This is a genomic window from Lachnospira eligens, assembly GCF_009680455.1.
GTDB lineage: Bacteria > Bacillota > Clostridia > Lachnospirales > Lachnospiraceae > Lachnospira > Lachnospira eligens_A.
Genome location: NZ_WKRD01000010.1, coordinates 47,869 through 66,429, shown reverse-complemented (window position 1 = coordinate 66,429; position 18,561 = coordinate 47,869). Strand labels below are relative to the sequence as shown.

15 protein-coding genes are annotated in these 18,561 nt (G+C 35.5%); 1 reads left to right on the top strand and 14 read right to left on the bottom strand.

What is annotated here, in order from left to right; genetic code table 11:
• Window positions 1-159 precede the first annotated feature (159 nt).
• Together metE and GKE48_RS12680 are read right to left on the bottom strand one after the other, a co-directional pair.
• Window positions 160-2,430 carry a 5-methyltetrahydropteroyltriglutamate--homocysteine S-methyltransferase gene (metE, locus tag GKE48_RS12685; RefSeq protein WP_154301233.1) on the bottom strand — a complete coding sequence of 757 codons (2,271 nt, stop codon included), beginning with the start codon at window positions 2,428-2,430 and terminating at the stop codon, window positions 160-162.
• Window positions 2,431-2,559: 129 nt separating this feature from the next.
• Complete coding sequence (locus tag GKE48_RS12680) at window positions 2,560-3,459, bottom strand: LysR family transcriptional regulator (RefSeq protein WP_055288089.1); 900 nt, start codon at window positions 3,457-3,459, stop codon at window positions 2,560-2,562.
• Between the two features lie 322 nt (window positions 3,460-3,781).
• Here GKE48_RS12680 and mgtE point away from each other — a divergent pair, with 322 nt between their 5' ends.
• Window positions 3,782-5,173 carry a magnesium transporter gene (gene mgtE / locus GKE48_RS12675; RefSeq protein ID WP_330583137.1) on the top strand — a complete coding sequence of 464 codons (1,392 nt, stop codon included), beginning with the start codon at window positions 3,782-3,784 and terminating at the stop codon, window positions 5,171-5,173.
• Window positions 5,174-5,305: 132 nt separating this feature from the next.
• On the opposite strand, the gene GKE48_RS12670 is transcribed toward mgtE, so the two are convergent.
• From GKE48_RS12670 to mobV, 12 genes are all read right to left on the bottom strand, one after another.
• Window positions 5,306-8,938, bottom strand: coding sequence for a hypothetical protein (locus tag GKE48_RS12670; protein ID WP_173016942.1), 3,633 nt, complete (start codon window positions 8,936-8,938; stop codon window positions 5,306-5,308).
• A gap of 55 nt (window positions 8,939-8,993) precedes the next feature.
• Complete coding sequence (locus GKE48_RS12665; RefSeq protein WP_173016941.1) at window positions 8,994-9,539, bottom strand: LytR/AlgR family response regulator transcription factor; 546 nt, start codon at window positions 9,537-9,539, stop codon at window positions 8,994-8,996.
• Window positions 9,540-9,556: 17 nt separating this feature from the next.
• Complete coding sequence (locus GKE48_RS12660) at window positions 9,557-10,360, bottom strand: hypothetical protein (protein WP_154301229.1); 804 nt, start codon at window positions 10,358-10,360, stop codon at window positions 9,557-9,559.
• 13 nt (window positions 10,361-10,373) lie between these two features.
• Entirely contained in the window at window positions 10,374-11,120 is a 747-nt protein-coding gene (locus tag GKE48_RS12655) for a hypothetical protein (RefSeq protein ID WP_154301228.1), read from the bottom strand.
• Window positions 11,120-11,572, bottom strand: coding sequence for a hypothetical protein (locus tag GKE48_RS12650; protein ID WP_154301227.1), 453 nt, complete (start codon window positions 11,570-11,572; stop codon window positions 11,120-11,122). The genes GKE48_RS12655 and GKE48_RS12650 overlap by 1 nt, the downstream gene beginning before the upstream one ends.
• A 220-nt stretch (window positions 11,573-11,792) precedes the next feature.
• Window positions 11,793-12,506 (bottom strand): LytR/AlgR family response regulator transcription factor, encoded by a 714-nt coding sequence (locus GKE48_RS12645; RefSeq protein ID WP_154301226.1) that lies wholly within the window; start codon window positions 12,504-12,506, stop codon window positions 11,793-11,795.
• Window positions 12,503-13,357, bottom strand: a complete 855-nt coding sequence (locus GKE48_RS12640; RefSeq protein WP_154301225.1) for a hypothetical protein — start codon at window positions 13,355-13,357, stop codon at window positions 12,503-12,505. Before GKE48_RS12640 ends, GKE48_RS12645 begins: the two co-directional genes overlap by 4 nt.
• Window positions 13,354-14,421 carry a GHKL domain-containing protein gene (locus GKE48_RS12635; protein ID WP_154301224.1) on the bottom strand — a complete coding sequence of 356 codons (1,068 nt, stop codon included), beginning with the start codon at window positions 14,419-14,421 and terminating at the stop codon, window positions 13,354-13,356. Before GKE48_RS12635 ends, GKE48_RS12640 begins: the two co-directional genes overlap by 4 nt.
• 367 nt (window positions 14,422-14,788) lie before the next feature.
• On the bottom strand, window positions 14,789-15,418 hold the full coding sequence (locus GKE48_RS12630) for a hypothetical protein (protein WP_154301223.1): 630 nt from the start codon (window positions 15,416-15,418) through the stop codon (window positions 14,789-14,791).
• Between the two features lie 178 nt (window positions 15,419-15,596).
• Window positions 15,597-17,174 carry a recombinase family protein gene (locus GKE48_RS12625; RefSeq protein WP_154301246.1) on the bottom strand — a complete coding sequence of 526 codons (1,578 nt, stop codon included), beginning with the start codon at window positions 17,172-17,174 and terminating at the stop codon, window positions 15,597-15,599.
• Window positions 17,175-17,319: 145 nt separating this feature from the next.
• Entirely contained in the window at window positions 17,320-17,514 is a 195-nt protein-coding gene (locus tag GKE48_RS12620) for a hypothetical protein (RefSeq protein WP_002334813.1), read from the bottom strand.
• Between the two features lie 72 nt (window positions 17,515-17,586).
• Window positions 17,587-18,531 carry a MobV family relaxase gene (gene mobV, locus GKE48_RS12615; RefSeq protein ID WP_154301222.1) on the bottom strand — a complete coding sequence of 315 codons (945 nt, stop codon included), beginning with the start codon at window positions 18,529-18,531 and terminating at the stop codon, window positions 17,587-17,589.
• Window positions 18,532-18,561 lie beyond the last annotated feature (30 nt).

Sequence of the window (18,561 nt, the reverse complement as noted above, 5' to 3'; positions counted from 1 at the left end):
TTGGAAACTGTATATAATTCAGGGCGATGTCAGTTTTGACATCGCCCTTTTTGTTGCGTTTTTTGTTCATTGGACTTTTTGCGTGTTTTTCTGAGCTTCAACATCCAATCCACCACGCCGCCTCACAATAAACCATCTCCAGCCACACAAATGCCTACACTACAACTCAGCCCTGATAATCTCAGCTGCCTTAACCATATTCTTAAGGCTTGCTTCTGTCTCTGGCACACCTCTTGTCTTAAGTCCACAGTCTGGATTTACCCACAACTTGTCTTTGTCTATCTTTGTTAGCATTATCTTTATTGCACGGGTAATCTCTTCAACCGATGGTATTCTTGGAGAGTGAATATCGTATACTCCAGGTCCTACCTCTGTTTCAAAGTTGTTTTCTCTTAATGAATCAAGAATCTGAAGGTCTGAGCGTGATGCTTCAAATGTGATAACATCAGCGTCCATATCGTCTATTGCTGGGATTATATCTGTAAATTCACTGTAACACATATGAGTATGTATCTGTGTTTCAGGTTTTACGCCGCTTGCAGTAAGTCTGAATGCTGGTATTGCAAAATCAAGATATTCTGTATTCCAGTCAGATTTTCTTAATGGAAGCTTTTCTCTTAAGGCTGCCTCATCAATCTGAATAATCTTAATTCCATTTGCTTCAAGGTCAAGCACCTCATCTCTTATTGCAAGTGCAATCTGCGAAATTGATTCCTTGATTGTAATATCTTCTCTTGGGAATGACCAGTTAAGAATTGTTACCGGACCTGTAAGCATTCCTTTCATTATCTTATCTGTAAGTGACTGTGCATACACAGACCACTCAACTGTTATCGGCTTCTTGCGGTAAACATCTCCCCATATAACAGGTGGTTTAACACATCTTGTTCCATATGACTGAACCCATGCTTTCTCTGTGAACAGAAAACCTCCCAACGCTTCACCGAAATATTCAACCATGTCATTTCTTTCATATTCTCCATGAACAAGTACATCAAGTCCGATTTTTTCCTGCCATCTGACACATTCTTCAATTTTCTTCTTATTAAATTCAACATACTGTTCTTCACTGATTTCACCCTTACGGAATGCTGAGCGGTTAGCTTTAACATCCTTTGTCTGTGGAAATGAACCGATTGTAGTTGTAGGCAGCTTCGGTAATGCAAATTCTTTCTTCTGAAGCTGCTGTCTCTCACTTCTTGCAGGAAGCCTTCTGTAATCTGCCTCTGTAACTTCCTCAAGTCTTTTCTTGACAGCTTCATTATCACATTTTCTTGTACCTGCAAATAGCTGTCTGTTTGTCTTGAATCTTTCATCTTCTTCAATATTTCCACACTCGGCAAGCCCGCTTAATTCCTTTAATTCCACAAGCTTTTCTTCTGCAAATGCGAAGTAATTCAGATACTCATCCAAAAGTTTATTCTCATGCTTTAATGTATATGGAACATGCTGCAGCGAGCATGATGTTGACAAAACTGTCTGTATCCCCTTATCTTCAAGCTTTTTAAGCACATTTAAAGTCTTTTCATAATGGTTCTTCCAGATATTCTTTCCATTTACAAGTCCAGCGAATAATACCGTGTCCTTTGGAAATCCATATTTTTCAATGAGTTCTGCTGTCTTCTTTCCCTCAATAAAATCAAGTCCGATTCCGTCAAACGACAGCTTAACAATATCTTCATACACATCCCTCACGTCTCCGAAATATGTCTGAAGCAATACTTTGCATGATTTCTTCTTACCTAAAATATCACTATACATTTTGACAAACAGTTCTCTGTCTTCTTCTGTCATGTCCTGTACAAGTGCAGGCTCATCAAACTGAAGCCACTGGATTCCTACAGCTTCACATTTGCTATAAACATCTTTATATGCTTCAATAAATGCATTGATAAAATCATCTGCCCTCTTCTTGCCTGTAAATCTGCACAGCTTAAATAATGTATACACACCTGTGATTACCGGTTTTGTCTCAATTCCAAGTTCTTTTGCCTCTGCATATTCTGCCCACAGCTTATTACCTGTAAGTCTTATCTGCGTGCTGTCCTCAACCTCTGGAACAATATAGTGGTAATTAGTATTAAACCATTTCTTCATTGCAAGGGCTTTTACATCACCGTTCTCTCCCTGATAGCCCCTTGCCATTGCAAGATATTTATCAAGCTCTGAAACCTCAAGTTCCTTGTATCTTTCAGGAATTATATTCAGTAAAAATGCTGTATCAAGCACTATATCATAATATGAAAAATCATTGCTTGTGATATAATCAATTCCTGCCTCTTTCTGTATAAGCCAATGTGTCTTTCGTAACTCCTTTGCTGTCTGTGTCAGTTCATCTGCACTTATTTCTTTTCTGAAATATTTTTCTAATGCAAACTTTAACTCTCTTAATGTTCCTATCCTTGGATAACCTGCTACTGCTGTCTTCATACCTGCTCTCCTCATCTATTATTTGATGTTGTCATTATAAATTCCAAAAAAGCATTTGTATAATACATAAAAAAACGAGTTAGTCATAGTTTAAAACTATGGCTAACTCATTTTACATATATGCAATGACTACTTAAGATACTTCCTTATAGCCTCAAGATATGTACTTCCAAGCCTGCTAAGCATCCCTTTTCTGTGAGTTATGTAACCAATATGCATATCTGATTCATCAGCAAGTGGCACTGCTATAATGTCTTTTCCGTTGAGCTTCTTGTCAAGAATACCACTGCTCACTGTGTAACCGTTAAGTCCGATAAGCAGGTTAAAAAGCGTTGCCCTGTCACGGACTCTTATATTCTTCTTTCTTGCTGTCTCTGAGAATATCTCCTCTGAGAAATAGAATGAATTATGTTCGCCCTGCTCAAATGACAGATAAGGATATTCTTCTAACTGCTCATTATGAATGACACTGCACTCTGCAAGTGGATGTTTTCTGCTTATGAATACATGTGGTCTTGCTGTAAAAAGCTCATGAAATTCAAGTTCATATGACTTTAAAATCTTTCTAATAACAGCCTCATTAAAATCATTAATGAACAGTATTCCAATCTCACTTCTTAACCTTGCAACATCCTCGATAATCTCATAAGTCTGCGTTTCTCTTAAGCTGAAATCATACTCATCCTGCCCGAACTGCTTTATAAGGTCAACAAATGCGTTGACTGCAAATGAATAATGCTGTGTCGATACGCAGTACTGCTTCCTGCCACCATTACCACCCTTATATCTGTCCTCAAGTATGGCTGCCTGTTCAAGTATCTGCCTTGCATATGAAAGAAAATCTTCTCCTTCCTTCGACACGCTTATTCCCTTATTAGTTCTGTTGAATATCGTAATATTCATCTCTTTTTCAAGTTCATGAATTGCATTGGTAAGGCTTGGCTGTGAAATATATAATTTTCCTGCCGCCTCAGTAATCGTGCCTGTCTCTGCAACCATAACGATGTATCTTAACTGCTGTAATGTCATACTCTTACCTGCCTGAATAATATTTAAAATATTGTAACACATTTTTGTTGTTTTTTAAAAAATATTATGATACAATCAGCCCGTAAAAATTTCTGATTATGAACGGAGGTGGATTTTCATGGATAGTTGCGATCGTATAGGACGAAGTAAGAACTGCGGTGTATACTATAAGTGTAAGCTCGGAATGTGGCTGTCTGTGAGAATCTCATAACCACATTCTAATAAATTGTGCCTTTTATACATCGCATCAGAGGATCCTTACTATCACAATCATCTGTAGCGATGTATTTTTATGCCCAATTCAGGCAAGAAGGAGGTCACAATGAACAAAGTATTATTTCCAAAGAAAGATTATGTAAAAGAACTTGGCAGGATTTTTAAGTCATCTAAGAATTCACAGAAATTAGTTAAGACACTTTCTAAATATCATGAGAAGGATATTGCTGAAGCAATCACTCTTCTTACACCTGCTGAAAGACAGCATATATATAACGTTCTTGATGAACATATGATTGCTGAGATTTTCTCTTATCTTGATGATGCCAAAGATTATCTTGAAGAATTATCTTTAGAGAAAGCAGCAAGGGTTGTCTCTTACATGGATTCTGACGATGCGGTTGATGTACTTGACGATTTGTCAGAAACTAAGAAGAATGAAATTGTTGAACACTTAGACGCTGATGCAAAGGAAGATGTCCAGAAGCTTCTTTCTTATGAGGACGATGAGATTGGTAGCTGTATGACTAATAATTTCATATGCATACCGGATAATCTTACTATAAGAGAAGCCATGAGCGCCCTTGTCAAGCAAGCTGGTGAGCATGATAATATATCAACTATATATGTAGTTAATAGTGCTGACAAATTTGCCGGTGCAATTGACTTAAAGGATTTAATTATAGCAAGACAGAATGATAACCTTGCCGACATAATAAGCAGTTCATACCCTTATGTATATGAGCATGAAAATATCAATGAATGTATTGATAAGATTGCAGATTACGAAGAGGATTCCATTCCTGTACTTACTGAAGATGGAAAGATATGCGGTATCCTTACTGCAACAGATATCGTTGAACTCGTTGACGATGCAATGGGTGATGACTATGCAAAACTTGCCGGTCTTACTTCTGAAGATGATTTAAGCGAGCCAACTCTTGTAAGTATCAAGAAACGTCTGCCTTGGCTTATTATACTGCTGTTTCTTGGAATGGCAGTCTCATCAGTTGTAGGAATATTTGAATCAGTAGTTGCTGTCCTTCCGATTGTAATATGCTTCCAGTCCCTTGTTCTTGACATGGCTGGTAATGTCGGAACACAATCACTTGCTGTAACTATCCGTGTACTTATGGATGAGACTTTAAGTGCCAAGAAGAAGTTATCTCTTCTTTTCAAAGAGATGAAGATTGGTTTCATTAATGGTGCAAGTCTTGGAATCATGGCACTTGTATTCTTAGGTGTCTATATTCATATATTCAAGAAATATGCGTGGATATCAGCATTTTTAATATCTGGCTGCGTCGGATTATCTCTTATTGTTGCTATGGTTGTATCAAGCCTTGTTGGAACAATTATTCCTATGTTCTTCCACAAGATTCACATTGACCCGGCTGTTGCGTCAGGCCCGCTTATCACAACCGTAAATGACCTAGTCGCAGTTGTTACTTACTATGGACTCGCAATGATATTTCTTGTTGAGATATTTCATGTGTGAGGATATATTGATACCGGCACAAAATAAGCATGAGCATGTTACACAATTTCATGTAACATGCTCATGCTCTTTATGTATATCTATATTATGATAAGAGGATATCCACCTGTTATACATTTAAATTAATATATACTATTTAATAATATACCATTGTCCTTCCGCTTTAAAAGCACCTATTGACATGTAATCTATACTGGTATTTTTGTATAAATACGATGAGGTTTTTTTACAAAATTCATCAATATAATAAACACCAATTCCATCATACACTAATGCTTTTCCATTCCAGTATACGCTTGCATCTTTTGCCCTTAATTTTTCATTAAGACTATAATCCATAAAGATACATTCCCCATTTAAATCACCAGCTATAAGAATTTTATCATTTGTAAAATTAACAAATTTATACTTTTGTGTTGATATAATTCTATTTTCATAACAAATGTTATATAAACTACCCTCTAATGAAAGTGCATAGTACTTATCATTACCATAATACCAGCTACTAAATTCATTATAAGGCATACTATATGTATGTCCTGTGTCTACATTCATCAATTTCCAAGCATAGCCCTGTTCTGGAATATATCCTCTCATTTTTATCCAGTGATTATCATATGCAACATTCTCTCCTACAACCTCATTAGAAGAAATTTCTCTCCCATTACAACCATCTTTTGTAATAATATACATAAATAATTTGTCATTTTCTATATCTTCTATAACCGCAACTGCAGAATGGTCATTTGTCTTTGAACTTGTCGCTATTCCATTCCAATTATCGCCCGATATAGGAATATAGCTTTTCCCAAATCCTTGCACAATATTTTTTCCGGTTCTTGCATTTATAAACTTAACATATACAGAATTCCATACACCTGATGAACCATTTGATGACATACTCCAACCGCATTCAACAGTCTCAATTATCATTCCCTGCCAGTACTCTCTTTTTATTATGTTGTCAGGATAATTTACATATTCTGATGATTCTGTTATTTTTTCATACTTATATGCAGAACTATCTTCTATTGTTTCTTCAATAAGATACCGACAAATAAGATTTAGTGTATTACTATTATATACATATCCAACATTATCTTTTACCAAAAGTATTTCATCTACTGCAACTTCCTTTGAATTATCTGCATTGTATATAATTGGTATTATTAAATTTTCATTTGCATCAATAACACCACATAAACCATCTTTCACGACTAAGTATTTTCCTTCAGATATCATTTTAACGACATCATAATGGCCATTAAGTTTAACTATATCATAATCATCATATTTAACTCTATTTAATTTTATTATCCCGCAATCAGATGTTTTATTCTTAAAGACGCTAATGTATTTTGAAACAATTTCATAATCATTTGTACTAATTTCCACTTTATAATTCCCTATACGTACATTTTTAAATAAAAAATCACCTTTCTTTATTTCTCCAGTATTTGATGTACTAGTTACTCCGTTTAAAACCACTTCACCTGTATCAACATTTACAACATTAACTACAGCATTACAAACTGGGTTATTCCAATCATCAACCACCTTCCCATATATTGTTCCATATCCATATGTACAAGCAGGAACAACTTTATTATTTTCAATATGAAGTTTCCATTTTAATGGACTATTATTTTCATTATATACAACCCAATTAAGATTCAGATTAATGTTTAAAAAGCCTCCTCCAAATTTCAATAACTTTGCCAACCTGCATTCCTTGTCAATTCCAAACTCTAAATAAGCATATAAAGAAAAATCTCCACATTCCAATGCAGGATTTATATCTCTATGAATTTCTTTTTTCAAATTCATTGTGCCCCCTACATTTGCATTCATTTGTATTAGATTTTCGTTTCCAATTGTTGTTTTTAATTTACTTACAATTGAAGGTCCCATTTTTGCGTTTGCATTTCCCTGAGAAACTGGTTGTTTTAAATTATCAAGGCGGAATTGCTTTATTATTCTAAATGTCCCATTTTTATATTGCACTCCGCTAGAACCTGAATAACTCCAAACAACAGATGTTTTTCCAGAAATTGATACATACAAATATAAATCCACTTCAACCTTAAATAGACCATTTATAGGTATGGACCAGACTTTACCCAATTTATACATCTTATCGTATTTTTCATTTGAGTTGTCCAATTTGGTATTATATTCTATATTTCCACTTACTTGCCCACTGTAATTCATAATCATTGAAGCTTCATTAATATTCCAATTAACTATATAAGTTGGTATGTCTGCTTCTATCTTTGCATTTACATATTCCGTTCCTATTTTCAGGCTTAATTTACCAGGTTTATTTGGAGTCTGAATTTTTAACAAAGATATATCGCTTTCTTCATCATTATCACAATCCAAGCTAACCCCTTCTTCTAAAACCAAACTATCCGTGTCTATTTGTATTTCTTTAGAAATTTTAATATCTTGAACAATTTCTTCATATTCAGGTTCACAATATACCAGCTTTATTTTTCCATTATATTCATAACTATCTAAAACCTTTCCTGCAAGCACATAAGAATAGCCATCTTTAGCCGACAATACAAATAAATCTCCCATTTTCAAATTATTTGTTTGATTATCTTTATCTATAATTACACATTTTTCATCATTTTCTTCACTAATACTATAATTATCTGTAGCTATTTCAATTACTTCAGACTTATAAGATATATTTGCCTCATCCGTAACTTCATTTAAAGCATCATTAAACCAATCAATTCTTTTTACTATTGTCTGATAATCACTTGACGAAATATATTTGTCTGGTAAAAAAGCTCCATTTATTAGTGGTATAAACTCCTGTGCAGCTACAAGAGCAACTTCATTTCTGTAATTTACTAATTCTGAATCATTATAATCAATTATGTAATCTCCCTCAAATCCCATTATATGATAAACAATATATGCCGCATATTCTCTTGAAATATATTCATTTTCTTTAAATATTTTTTCATCATCTGGTAACAAACCATAACTCCATGCATATTCTGCATCCAAACCATATGTACTGTTATATGTATCTGAAAAATGAAATTCATATGTACTATCATTTAACTCTAATCTTTCAACATCTAAATGATCTAACAGATTATGAATAAACTCTCCTTTAGTAATGTAGTCAGAGTTACTAATTGTATTATAACTAATTTCTATATCTAAATTTTCCTTTAAACCATCTACTGTTATTTCTTTTGATATGCTACTGATTTTATTATTAATCACTTCTGCATGCACATTATCAATAAATAATCCAAATAGAGCAGATAAAAATAATAAAATACTTATAAGCAATGAAATAAATTTATTTCTCTTTTTCTTATCTATAGTAAAATATATTGCCATTAATATTACAACTGTAATTATTACTAACCATATTATAATATGGTGTGAATCTCCTGTTTGTGGACTTACTCTACTACCATTATACACATATTTCAATTCATACGATTTTTCTTGACCTGCTTCAATTATTTCACATTCATCATATTGGAGTTGTCCTTTATAATCTGCGAATTCAGAATATTCTATATGATTTATATTTATATCATCTTTTCCATTATTCTTTATTGTAAACTTAGCATTTATATCTTCGCGTGAATAATTTTCTTTATCTGTTTCTACACTTATATCTACTTCTTTGCTATTTACCATTTCTGTAGCATTAACATTATTCAGCTGCATTACACTTACAATTATAAATATAACTGCTGCATAAATTATTTTCTTTATTTTATTCATACATTTTCTCCTCATCACCATTGATTAATATATATTTATAATATATATTAATAATTCATTCCATATACTCAAAGAATCTCTCTCTGAAATCTTTTCTCTTATCTCTTGCCAGTGGATGTCTGACTTCATTTTCCAGATATGTCATGACAACCTCACTATTTTCTATTCTCTTTACATAATTCATATTTACTAATATACCTTTGTTGATACAGTAGAAATAATCTGGCATTTGTGAACATATGCTTTTGAACGACACATAAAAAGACTGTATTCCGTCAAGCATGTATATTACAGTTTTATGGGCTTCACTTTTTACATATACTATTTCATTCATCTTTATCCTGAATACAGTATTATTGAAGCTTAGTACCAGTTCCTCTTTCGGCTGTTCTTTGTTATCGTGCATACTGTCAATTACTTTCTCAAGGCTTTCTATATTCATAAATATAACATCATATTTTTTCTTATCTTCAATCACTTTGGAAAACAGCTTTTCTACATCGTCATATAACTCTATTATTATCTCAGCATTATAACCAAGTACTTTTTCTTTTATATCTTCAGCGTGATCTATACAATCATCACATATCGCGATTATCATATCTTTTGTTCTCTCTTTTATCGGAGCATCTTGGTCAATACCCATCTGCCGTTTTCATATATAGCCGTTCCATTGATTATTTTGTCAGTCACAATATTAGATGTCATAGGTCCCTGATATTTCACATTAACTGAGAAATGACATTCATTATCAGAATTATCATTAACAGTAATAGAATATCCATCCCATATAATGTAATATCCACCACCTGCCATATAATTAGTATCAAAATATAAATCGCCATTTATATCTGTGTATCCAGGACAGCCCGTTGTTATATAATATGATGCCTGATCATTACAATATACAGAATGAACCATATTATAAAATTCCGAATAATTGGCAAATACGTTGGTATCTACTTTAATATATCTGCCTGATGATTCATTAGAAAGTATTGTTGGTGAACCATTGAAAACTGATAATAATAAAAATACATTATTATCAACTAACTCATATAATTTATCTATGCTTATTGTATTAACTGTATCATTTCCCTCAGTCTCTGTTAGTTCCACTTCAGTTTCTATAGCTATTTCTGTATCTTGTTCATCTGACTCTTCACTCTCTACTACTGTCTCATCGTTTTCATACTGTATACTCTCGCTGCTCTCATTAACATTTTTTGTTTCTTCTGTATTTCTTTCTAATAATTCCCTATGTGTTTCATTAATTGTCTCCTGATTATTCTGCACGACATTATCTTTCTTGGAATTTTGTAATTTATTATTTTTATTAATATTTAAAGCAAGTATAACTATTGCAATTATAAAAATAGCACTTACTAAAACCTCAAGACCTATAACTGTATACTTTTTCATTTCTCCTCCATAATTATTCATAATTATCTGGTGTAAGATTCTTATATTCAATTGTTATCTTTGTTCCAATATCATAATCAGAATAGTTTTCATTCTCTGAATTTCTTGTTTCTACACTACCTATTTTATCGAAGCTATCTTGTTCTTCATTATATTTATATAACGTATACGACCAGAAATAAGGATCAACTCCTATATTATGAGAATACAGTTCTTTTACATATCCACTGTCATATATCTCGGCTGTTACATAAAACTTCATTTCCATATATATTGACTCTGCATTTTCGTCATATCCATATATGTACATTGCCATTGTCGCAATAGATGTATCAGTATATGAAAATATCAATTCTTCTTTTCCATCATTATCTATATCTACAATGGCATATCTGTTTTGCTCTATATTTGTATCACTGGTAATAGTTCTATTATCTGGTAATATCATAAAATCATGCAGATTGGCTAATGCCTGTTTATATGCTTCCATGCACATAATAGAATAATCTTTCTTACTCTCAGTCTGAACTTCCTGACCAGCATCTGATTCACTTATTATGTCTGTGCTTTTTTGTTCTGATGATGTGAATCCCTCTTTTTTAGCAGTTTCTTTAGCAATATTAGTTTCCACAGCAAGTGAATCTCTGTCTGCTTTGTTCTCTTGTGAATTCTTGTTTATATTTATACCCGCTAACACGGCCACACCGATAACTAATATTATTATAAAAACAAATAATCCTGTTTCTATCTTCTTAATCATCAGTCTGTCCCCTTATTTCTTCCGCATACACATGAAGTTTCATAAGCCGGGTGAATTCTGTTACAATCTGGACATTTCCATCCACCATTTGATATTATTTCATTTTCTCGTTCTTCTTCTGATTTCAAAACACCATTATCATTATATTTACACTCTGAAGCGACTTTTTCTTCTTTCATACTATGAACATCTTCCATCATCTGACAAAATGCAACCATGAATATTCCCATGACATACTCAAAAAACAATATTAAAGCCAGTACCAATAATGATAGAAAAAATGTTCCTGTCTTAAAATTACTTGTATCACTGTACTCGTAATACATTGAATACTTGTCTGGTGTAGCTCTTTGAATAGAGTAAACAAGTCCAATAATAAATGTTGCAATTAATTCAAATACTACATATACCTTTACAATACTCAGTGCCTTGGTTCCTGCGTTCTCAAACATATAATCGCCTCCTATTTATTTATTTTTTGCCAATTCATGGCTGCTCTCGATTAATGTATTGTTATTGTATATTTTCAGGAATGATTTGCCTATTGCTTTTACACTAAGTGTTGTTTTGCCTGCATTAATTGTTAATATACTATCTGTCTCAATATACAAAAAACTCTTAAGCAGCCATGTTAACTGCTTAAGAGTTTTAATTATTTATCATATTAAGTTATTATCCTATATACTCAAAAAATCTGTTTTTAAAATCTTTTCTTTTTTCCCTTGCCACAGGAAGTGTAATCATCTGTTTCCGATATAGCATCACAACTTCACTCTGCTCTATCCTCTTAACATAATTCATGTTAACTAATAAGCCTTTATTAATGCAGTAAAAATATTCTGGCACTTGTGAACGGATACTCTTAAATGATACATAGAAAGACTTTTCTCCATCAAGCATGTATATTATAGTCTTATGTGCCTCACTCTTCACATATATTATCTCGTTCATTCCTACCCTGAATACCGTATCGTTGAAGCTAAGCACAAGTTCTTTCTTGGACTTATCCCTGCTGTCAGCTATTTTAACAAGCACCTTCCTAAGACTTTCCATATTCACAGGTTTATTAATAACACCAAATATATCAACATTGTTCCAGAACAGCTTCTCTATGTATTTCATGGTATATGCTGTCACGCATACTATTCTTGCACGACAGTCCATATCGCTTAACATCTGGACATAATCCACACCACTTCTGGTATTATTCTCCCATTCCATATCCATGAATACTGCATCATATTTTTTCTTGTCCGCATTTACTTCCACAAATAACTGCTCTATATCATCATACAAGTCTGTTAATATCCCTTCGTTAACAGAAGTTATCTTTTCTTCTATATCTCTTGCATGTTCCATGTAATCATCACATATCGCAATTCTCATATCTGTAATCTTTCTTCGTATTCCCGTTTCATGTTATCCAGTATTGCTATTGCTTTCTGCGGCTCTGTTACCGCTACTGCATTCACAACAGTTATCTGATTAATATAATCATGCCTCAGCTTTGCCATATTTTCATTCTGCATAAGAATGTTATCAAGTCTTTCCTGCTCCTTTTCATATACTTCCCTATATTCCACAAGGTACTGCTTTCTATGCAGTATAGTACTTCTTATTAGTATAATGGCAAGTATGACTAAGGTAAAAAGATTGACTATTATAAAAATGTTGGTATTAACACTCAGATTGTATTGTGCAATTATTCTTTTAACATAGCTAGGATATATTGAACAGTAGCATGCAACAAACAGGATTGCAAAAATACCCTTTTCATCAACATATACATTGTCAATATAATTCTTTATCCTTCTCACCAGAAGATATAACAGAAAATCCATCATTGATATAAATATAAGCTCAATCAGACTCATTGAAAAGAATGTGTCTGAAAAGATATTTCCATCATAACTTACATTTAATACTACAAGCAATGACTCTGCTGTAAAACATATGAATGTCATTATTCCATATGCAAGTATGAATTTATATATTTTGCCCTTTAATGCTGTCAGAAATATTCCAAAAAATAATACATTATTCAACAATATAAGAGCAAGATCAACCTTGCTGTTTGTCTGGACAAAATATTTAATATTTCCTATAAATAAACCGAATATTAATAATTCAATAAATAATTTTTTTAGACTAATCTTATATTCTGGTATAATAAAAAGTGAAAATGCAGAAACTATATTTGCAAGGCTTATTATTACCAGATTAATTACTATTTTCATACTATTTCTGCCTCCTCTCCTTTCCCAGAGCATAATATAACCTTAGCAGTGTATTCTTTCTTATTAATTATTGTATTAAATTGTCCTCCGTATTTCTTTGCAATATCCCGCACAATAATTCTTCCCCAACCATGTTCCTTAACACCTGTCCTTATGCCTGCTGCCTTTGATTTTATCTTGCCTGCATAAGAATTAACTACACTGATTGTCAAATAATCCCCATTCTTCTTCATTGTCAGATTAATGTATTTCTGTGATGATTTTCCATCACATTTGCAATAATTATATGCATTATCAAGAAGATTCAGCATAACTGACGATAATGACAAATCATCAATTTCTATAATAGAATTCACATCGATATCCACATTAAAATCAATATCTGTGCACCGGTTCTTCATCAGGTAAATAATCTGGTTAACAATGGTGTTGGAACAATACTCTTTAATGTGCATATCCATAACCGTATTCCTGATATTATCATCAAGCTGTTGTCTAGAAACATTTTCTTTAATTGCTGCTTTGATTTCATCTATACTTTCTATCGATTTCTGTCCAAAGCCTTGATATAGCTGCATTACATCCGCCTGATTTTCCCTTAGCACCCTGTTATCCTCTATCTTACGGAACGCCTTCCTCTGATTCTTCATATCCGGAATATCAAATAAACTATACATGCTCAGATTACAGAAAGCACTTCCTACAAACCATGATGTAAGCATCAGTGCAACATTCGTACCATCCGGTACAGCATATATACACAGAGGATACATAATCACCAGTGGAACAAACACTGCTATATTAATAAAATTTCTATTATATTTCTTTATCCAGAGTATGACCAATACCGCCAGATACACCAGTATCATCTCTATAATTAACGACATCTTATAACTATTAAAACCAGCCTTTAATCCGAACAATCCCAATTCAATAATATAACTTGCCAGCACAGCCAAAATGCCTTTAATTTTCTTGTTCTCGCTATTATCAATAAGTTGCACTGCAATATAATAGCTTATCTTAACCCCTGGTGTCATCAACAGACATACTAAATAATACATTCTCTTTTGTATAAGCTTTTTAAGCTTTCCCCCTCTTGCTTTTTATTTCATACTTATAAACTGATTTCATAGTACATTTGTTGTCTATTTATGTCAATATATTATATTAAAATTAAATATATTTGAAAATGGACTATTAATTAATAACATGTTTGATTACCTGAAAATCAGACAGGAACATGTTACCGGATAAATAGTAACACGCTCCTGTCCTTTTTATGTATATCTATATTACGAATTAAGCTTTCTGACAATGATGTTTCAACCATCGTTGTCTGTATTATATCATCAATGTAAGCCCAAAACCATTTGCTTCCTCAATAGCTTCTTTTTCTACCTCAATTGTATACAAGGTACAATACTATCCTTATGAAACCTGTCTATGATTAGTAACACAGAACCTGATAATATATACAGCAAGCAGTTCAATTATCACAATAGCCGCAATGATTATCATATATTTATTAAAGCTGTGTATATCTGTCAATGTATGCAACAGCCATGAATACATCATACTTGTAAAGCATGCTCCTATCAGACTGTACTCCCTTCCAGTCTCTCCTTCATATTTTCGCATGCTGACATAATTCTGAATAATAAGCAATGCAAGATTAAGTATAAATATAATAATAAGCTGCACATTTATAATTCGTCCTATATTTCCGTCTATCTTCCATGACTGAATTTCATGATTATTAAATATGCCAGTTACAATTATCATCATAATAAAACTGTATGCCATACTTCCAAATCCGATAATATTATATATCCGCTTATCCGCATTTTCTCTATTTGGATCTGCACCGATTAATATTTCTTTCAGAAACACAGCTACAAGAATAACAGCAAGAGATATCCCAAGATAATACATCCCCGAACTGTCAATATGTCCCCTGAATGAGTACCACCCACACATAAGCATATATCCAACAATAATAACAGCAACAATTCCTGTTATAAGTTCTCTTTTCTTTACTCTGTCCTGCAGCTTTGCCACTCTCACAACTTCTGTAACCGCTGTTTCACTGTCGGTATTCTTCTCCTTAATCTCCCCTATTACAATATCCTGAATCCTTATGTCAAGTATTCTTGATAACTCTTCTATAACACCTATATCGGGAAAACTGTCTCCAGTTTCCCTTAGTTAAAGATATTGTTGGGTATCTCAAGATGTGTCATTCGATTTTGCCGATAAAGCGGTAGAAGATTTCTACCTCCTGTTCCCGGCTTCCGTCCTCACTTTTGACCGCTTCATGGATAAGGATTTTTTCAATCAGCGTATTCAGAAGTTCAGCCGTCAATTCTGTGGGATTGACATACTGTTTCATCAGACCTATCCACTTTTCAGCGTCAACCGCTGTCTGGGCAGCGGCCTCCATCGCTTCGTGAAGCCGTTCAATTTTTGCGTTCAATTCTCGCTGTTCGCCCTGATACTTTTCGGACAGCATATTGAAATTGTATTCTGTAATGCGTCCGGCAGACCAGTCCTCATACATTTTTGCAAACAGGGTGTCTACTTCTGCTTTGCGTTTTTCCGCCTTTTTCAGTTCGGCTGTCTGCCGCTTCCTTGCAGTATTGCGTTCCTTGTCGCTGGCGTTAAGTAGCCGTTTCAGAAGTTTGTCCCCGTCCTGCTGTGCCAGCACAGACCAGTATTGCAGACGGGAAAGGACATAGGCGTAAAGCACATCATAACGGATATAGTGCATGGAACACTGGTGCAATCCTTGCCCGTACTTGCTACAATGGTAGTGGGCATAGGGATTTTTGTTCTGACTGTTCACACCATAGGCCAGCGACCAACCGCAGTCCGCACATTTTACCAGCCCGGAAAATATCTGCGTTGTGCCGTTCTTCTGCCGTCTGCGCCTGTTGCAAATCTGCTCCTGTACTTGACGGAACACATCTTCGGAAATAATCGCTTCGTGGGTGTTCTCCACACGATACCATTCCTCTTTTGGCTTGCGTACTTTCTTCTTGTTTTTGAATGAAATGTTGGTCTGCTTATTGTGGATGCTGTGTCCGATATAGGTTTCCTCTTTCAGAATACTTTTTACCTGCGCTATCGTCCACGCATAGGCTTTTTCCTCCGGCGCTCCGGCATAGATATTTGCGAAAGTGCCGTATCTCTGGAAATTCAGCCAGCCGGGAGTAGGTACTTTTTCTTCGACCAAAATCCGTGTAATGCTGGCGGCTCCCCGGCCATGAACGGCAAGGTCAAAAATCTTTTCGATAATCCACCTTGTTTCCGAGTCAACCAAAAGATGACCTTTCTTATCCGGGTCTTTGACATAGCCCAGCGGGGCATAGGCTCCATAGTGTGCGCCATTTGCAAACCGTGTCCGCATGGCCGCTTTTACCTTTTTGCTGGTCTGGCGGGCGTGCATTTCATTCAGAATGTTGAGGAATGGGGCAAGCTCATTCTCTCCGTTGATGGTGTCCACATTGTCATTGACAGCGATATAGCGGACGCCTTTGCTGGGAAAGTAGATTTCCGTGTATTGGCCGGTCAGAATGTAGTTTCTGCCTAAGCGGGATAAATCCTTCGTAACAACGCAGTTGATTTTCCCGTCCTCAATGTCATCAATCATTCTCTGAAAATCCGGCCTGTCAAAGTTCGTTCCAGACCATCCATCGTCGATATATTCATCTATGACATTCAGGCCATGCTCGGCGGCATATTGCCGGAGCATCATGCGTTGTGTCTGAATACTCCCGCTTTCTCCTTGCAGTTCATCGTCCCGGCTCAATCTCATATAAAGCGCCGTGTTGTAAATCGTAGTATTGTAAGGTTGTTTCACCGTTAAAAATCCTCCTTCTAAAGAAACAACCCACGCTTACAATACTTTTGCTCTATGGCAATTATATCATAAGCGTGGGCGTGTTATCAATGATGGACTATCAGGTTGAAGCGGCTTTTTCTGCGGTATGCCGCACCACATCTACAATCAGATCACCGAGGGGCTTCCCGCCTGCGGCGAAGTGTTCGGAGATTTTTATACGGTTGTTCCCACATACAAAATACTGCGTGCCGTTCTCTGCTTGTATGACCTGCCCTGTCCGGGGTGTAAAAATATCGCTTTCGCTTTTTGCCATCCAGTGTCCTCCATATTCAGTCTTCAAGGTACAATGCCGCACAAAGGCGGCGAAAATTTCTGCTTATATCTATCACCTTTCCTTTACCGTGTGCCGCTGCTGACGTTTCAGTTCCGCCAGTATATCCGGCGGGATACGGTCAACCAGCCGCTGTAAATTGTCCAGTTCGCTTTTCAGCTTTGCCCGTTCCATCGTATCTTTCATCTTTCCTTTTTCGCTGGCCTTTGCCCTTGCTTCCAACTTCTCATTCTCCGCCAACAGGTCATTGATTTTAACCTTGTACTTTTTCAACTGCCCGGAGAAGTTCTCCATCTGCGGGAACCACTTTTTTAGCATGGAGAGGGCTTCCTCTTTTTTCTTTCCGGCGTTCAGCGGGTTAATGCCGTCAAGGGCGGCTTCAATGGCTCTGGCCTGTTTGGAGAGGGAAACCGCCTGTTTGAAAAGCCGGGTGGGGATATGCTTCCGGCCTGTCCTGCTGGCACTCTCCCCACGCTCCAAGTCGGGATATTTCACCACCATATAGGCGTGAAAATCGTCCTGCCACTTCGTCAGGTTTGCCCGGTTGCCGATAATCTCCTTTGCGCACAGGCGGTTGTCCTTTGTCAGCGGAACAAAGGTCAAATGCAGGTGGGGCGTTTTCTCGTCCATGTGTACCACCGCCGACACGATATTTTCCCGGCCTACCCGTCCAATGAGGAAGTCCGCTGCCCTTTGGAAGAACGCCTGTATCTCCTTTGGGGATTTCCCCTTAAAAAACTCCGGGCTGGCGGTTATCAGCGTATCGACAAACCGTGTGCTGTCCTTGCGGGTTCGGCACCCGGCCTGCTCAATCCGGCTCTGAATGAAGTGGTAATAGCGTCCCTCCGGCTTGACGATATGGAAGTTGTATTTGCTCCGGCTTGTGTCAATGTCGGGATTGCTGGCATACTGTTCTTTCTGTCTTTCGTGATGGGCTTCCAGCGGCCTTGCCGGGTTGCCCTTGTGCTTCTCAAACCGTAAAATTGCGTGTTGTGCCATTCTGCTCCTTTCCCCATTCCTTTCCTATCC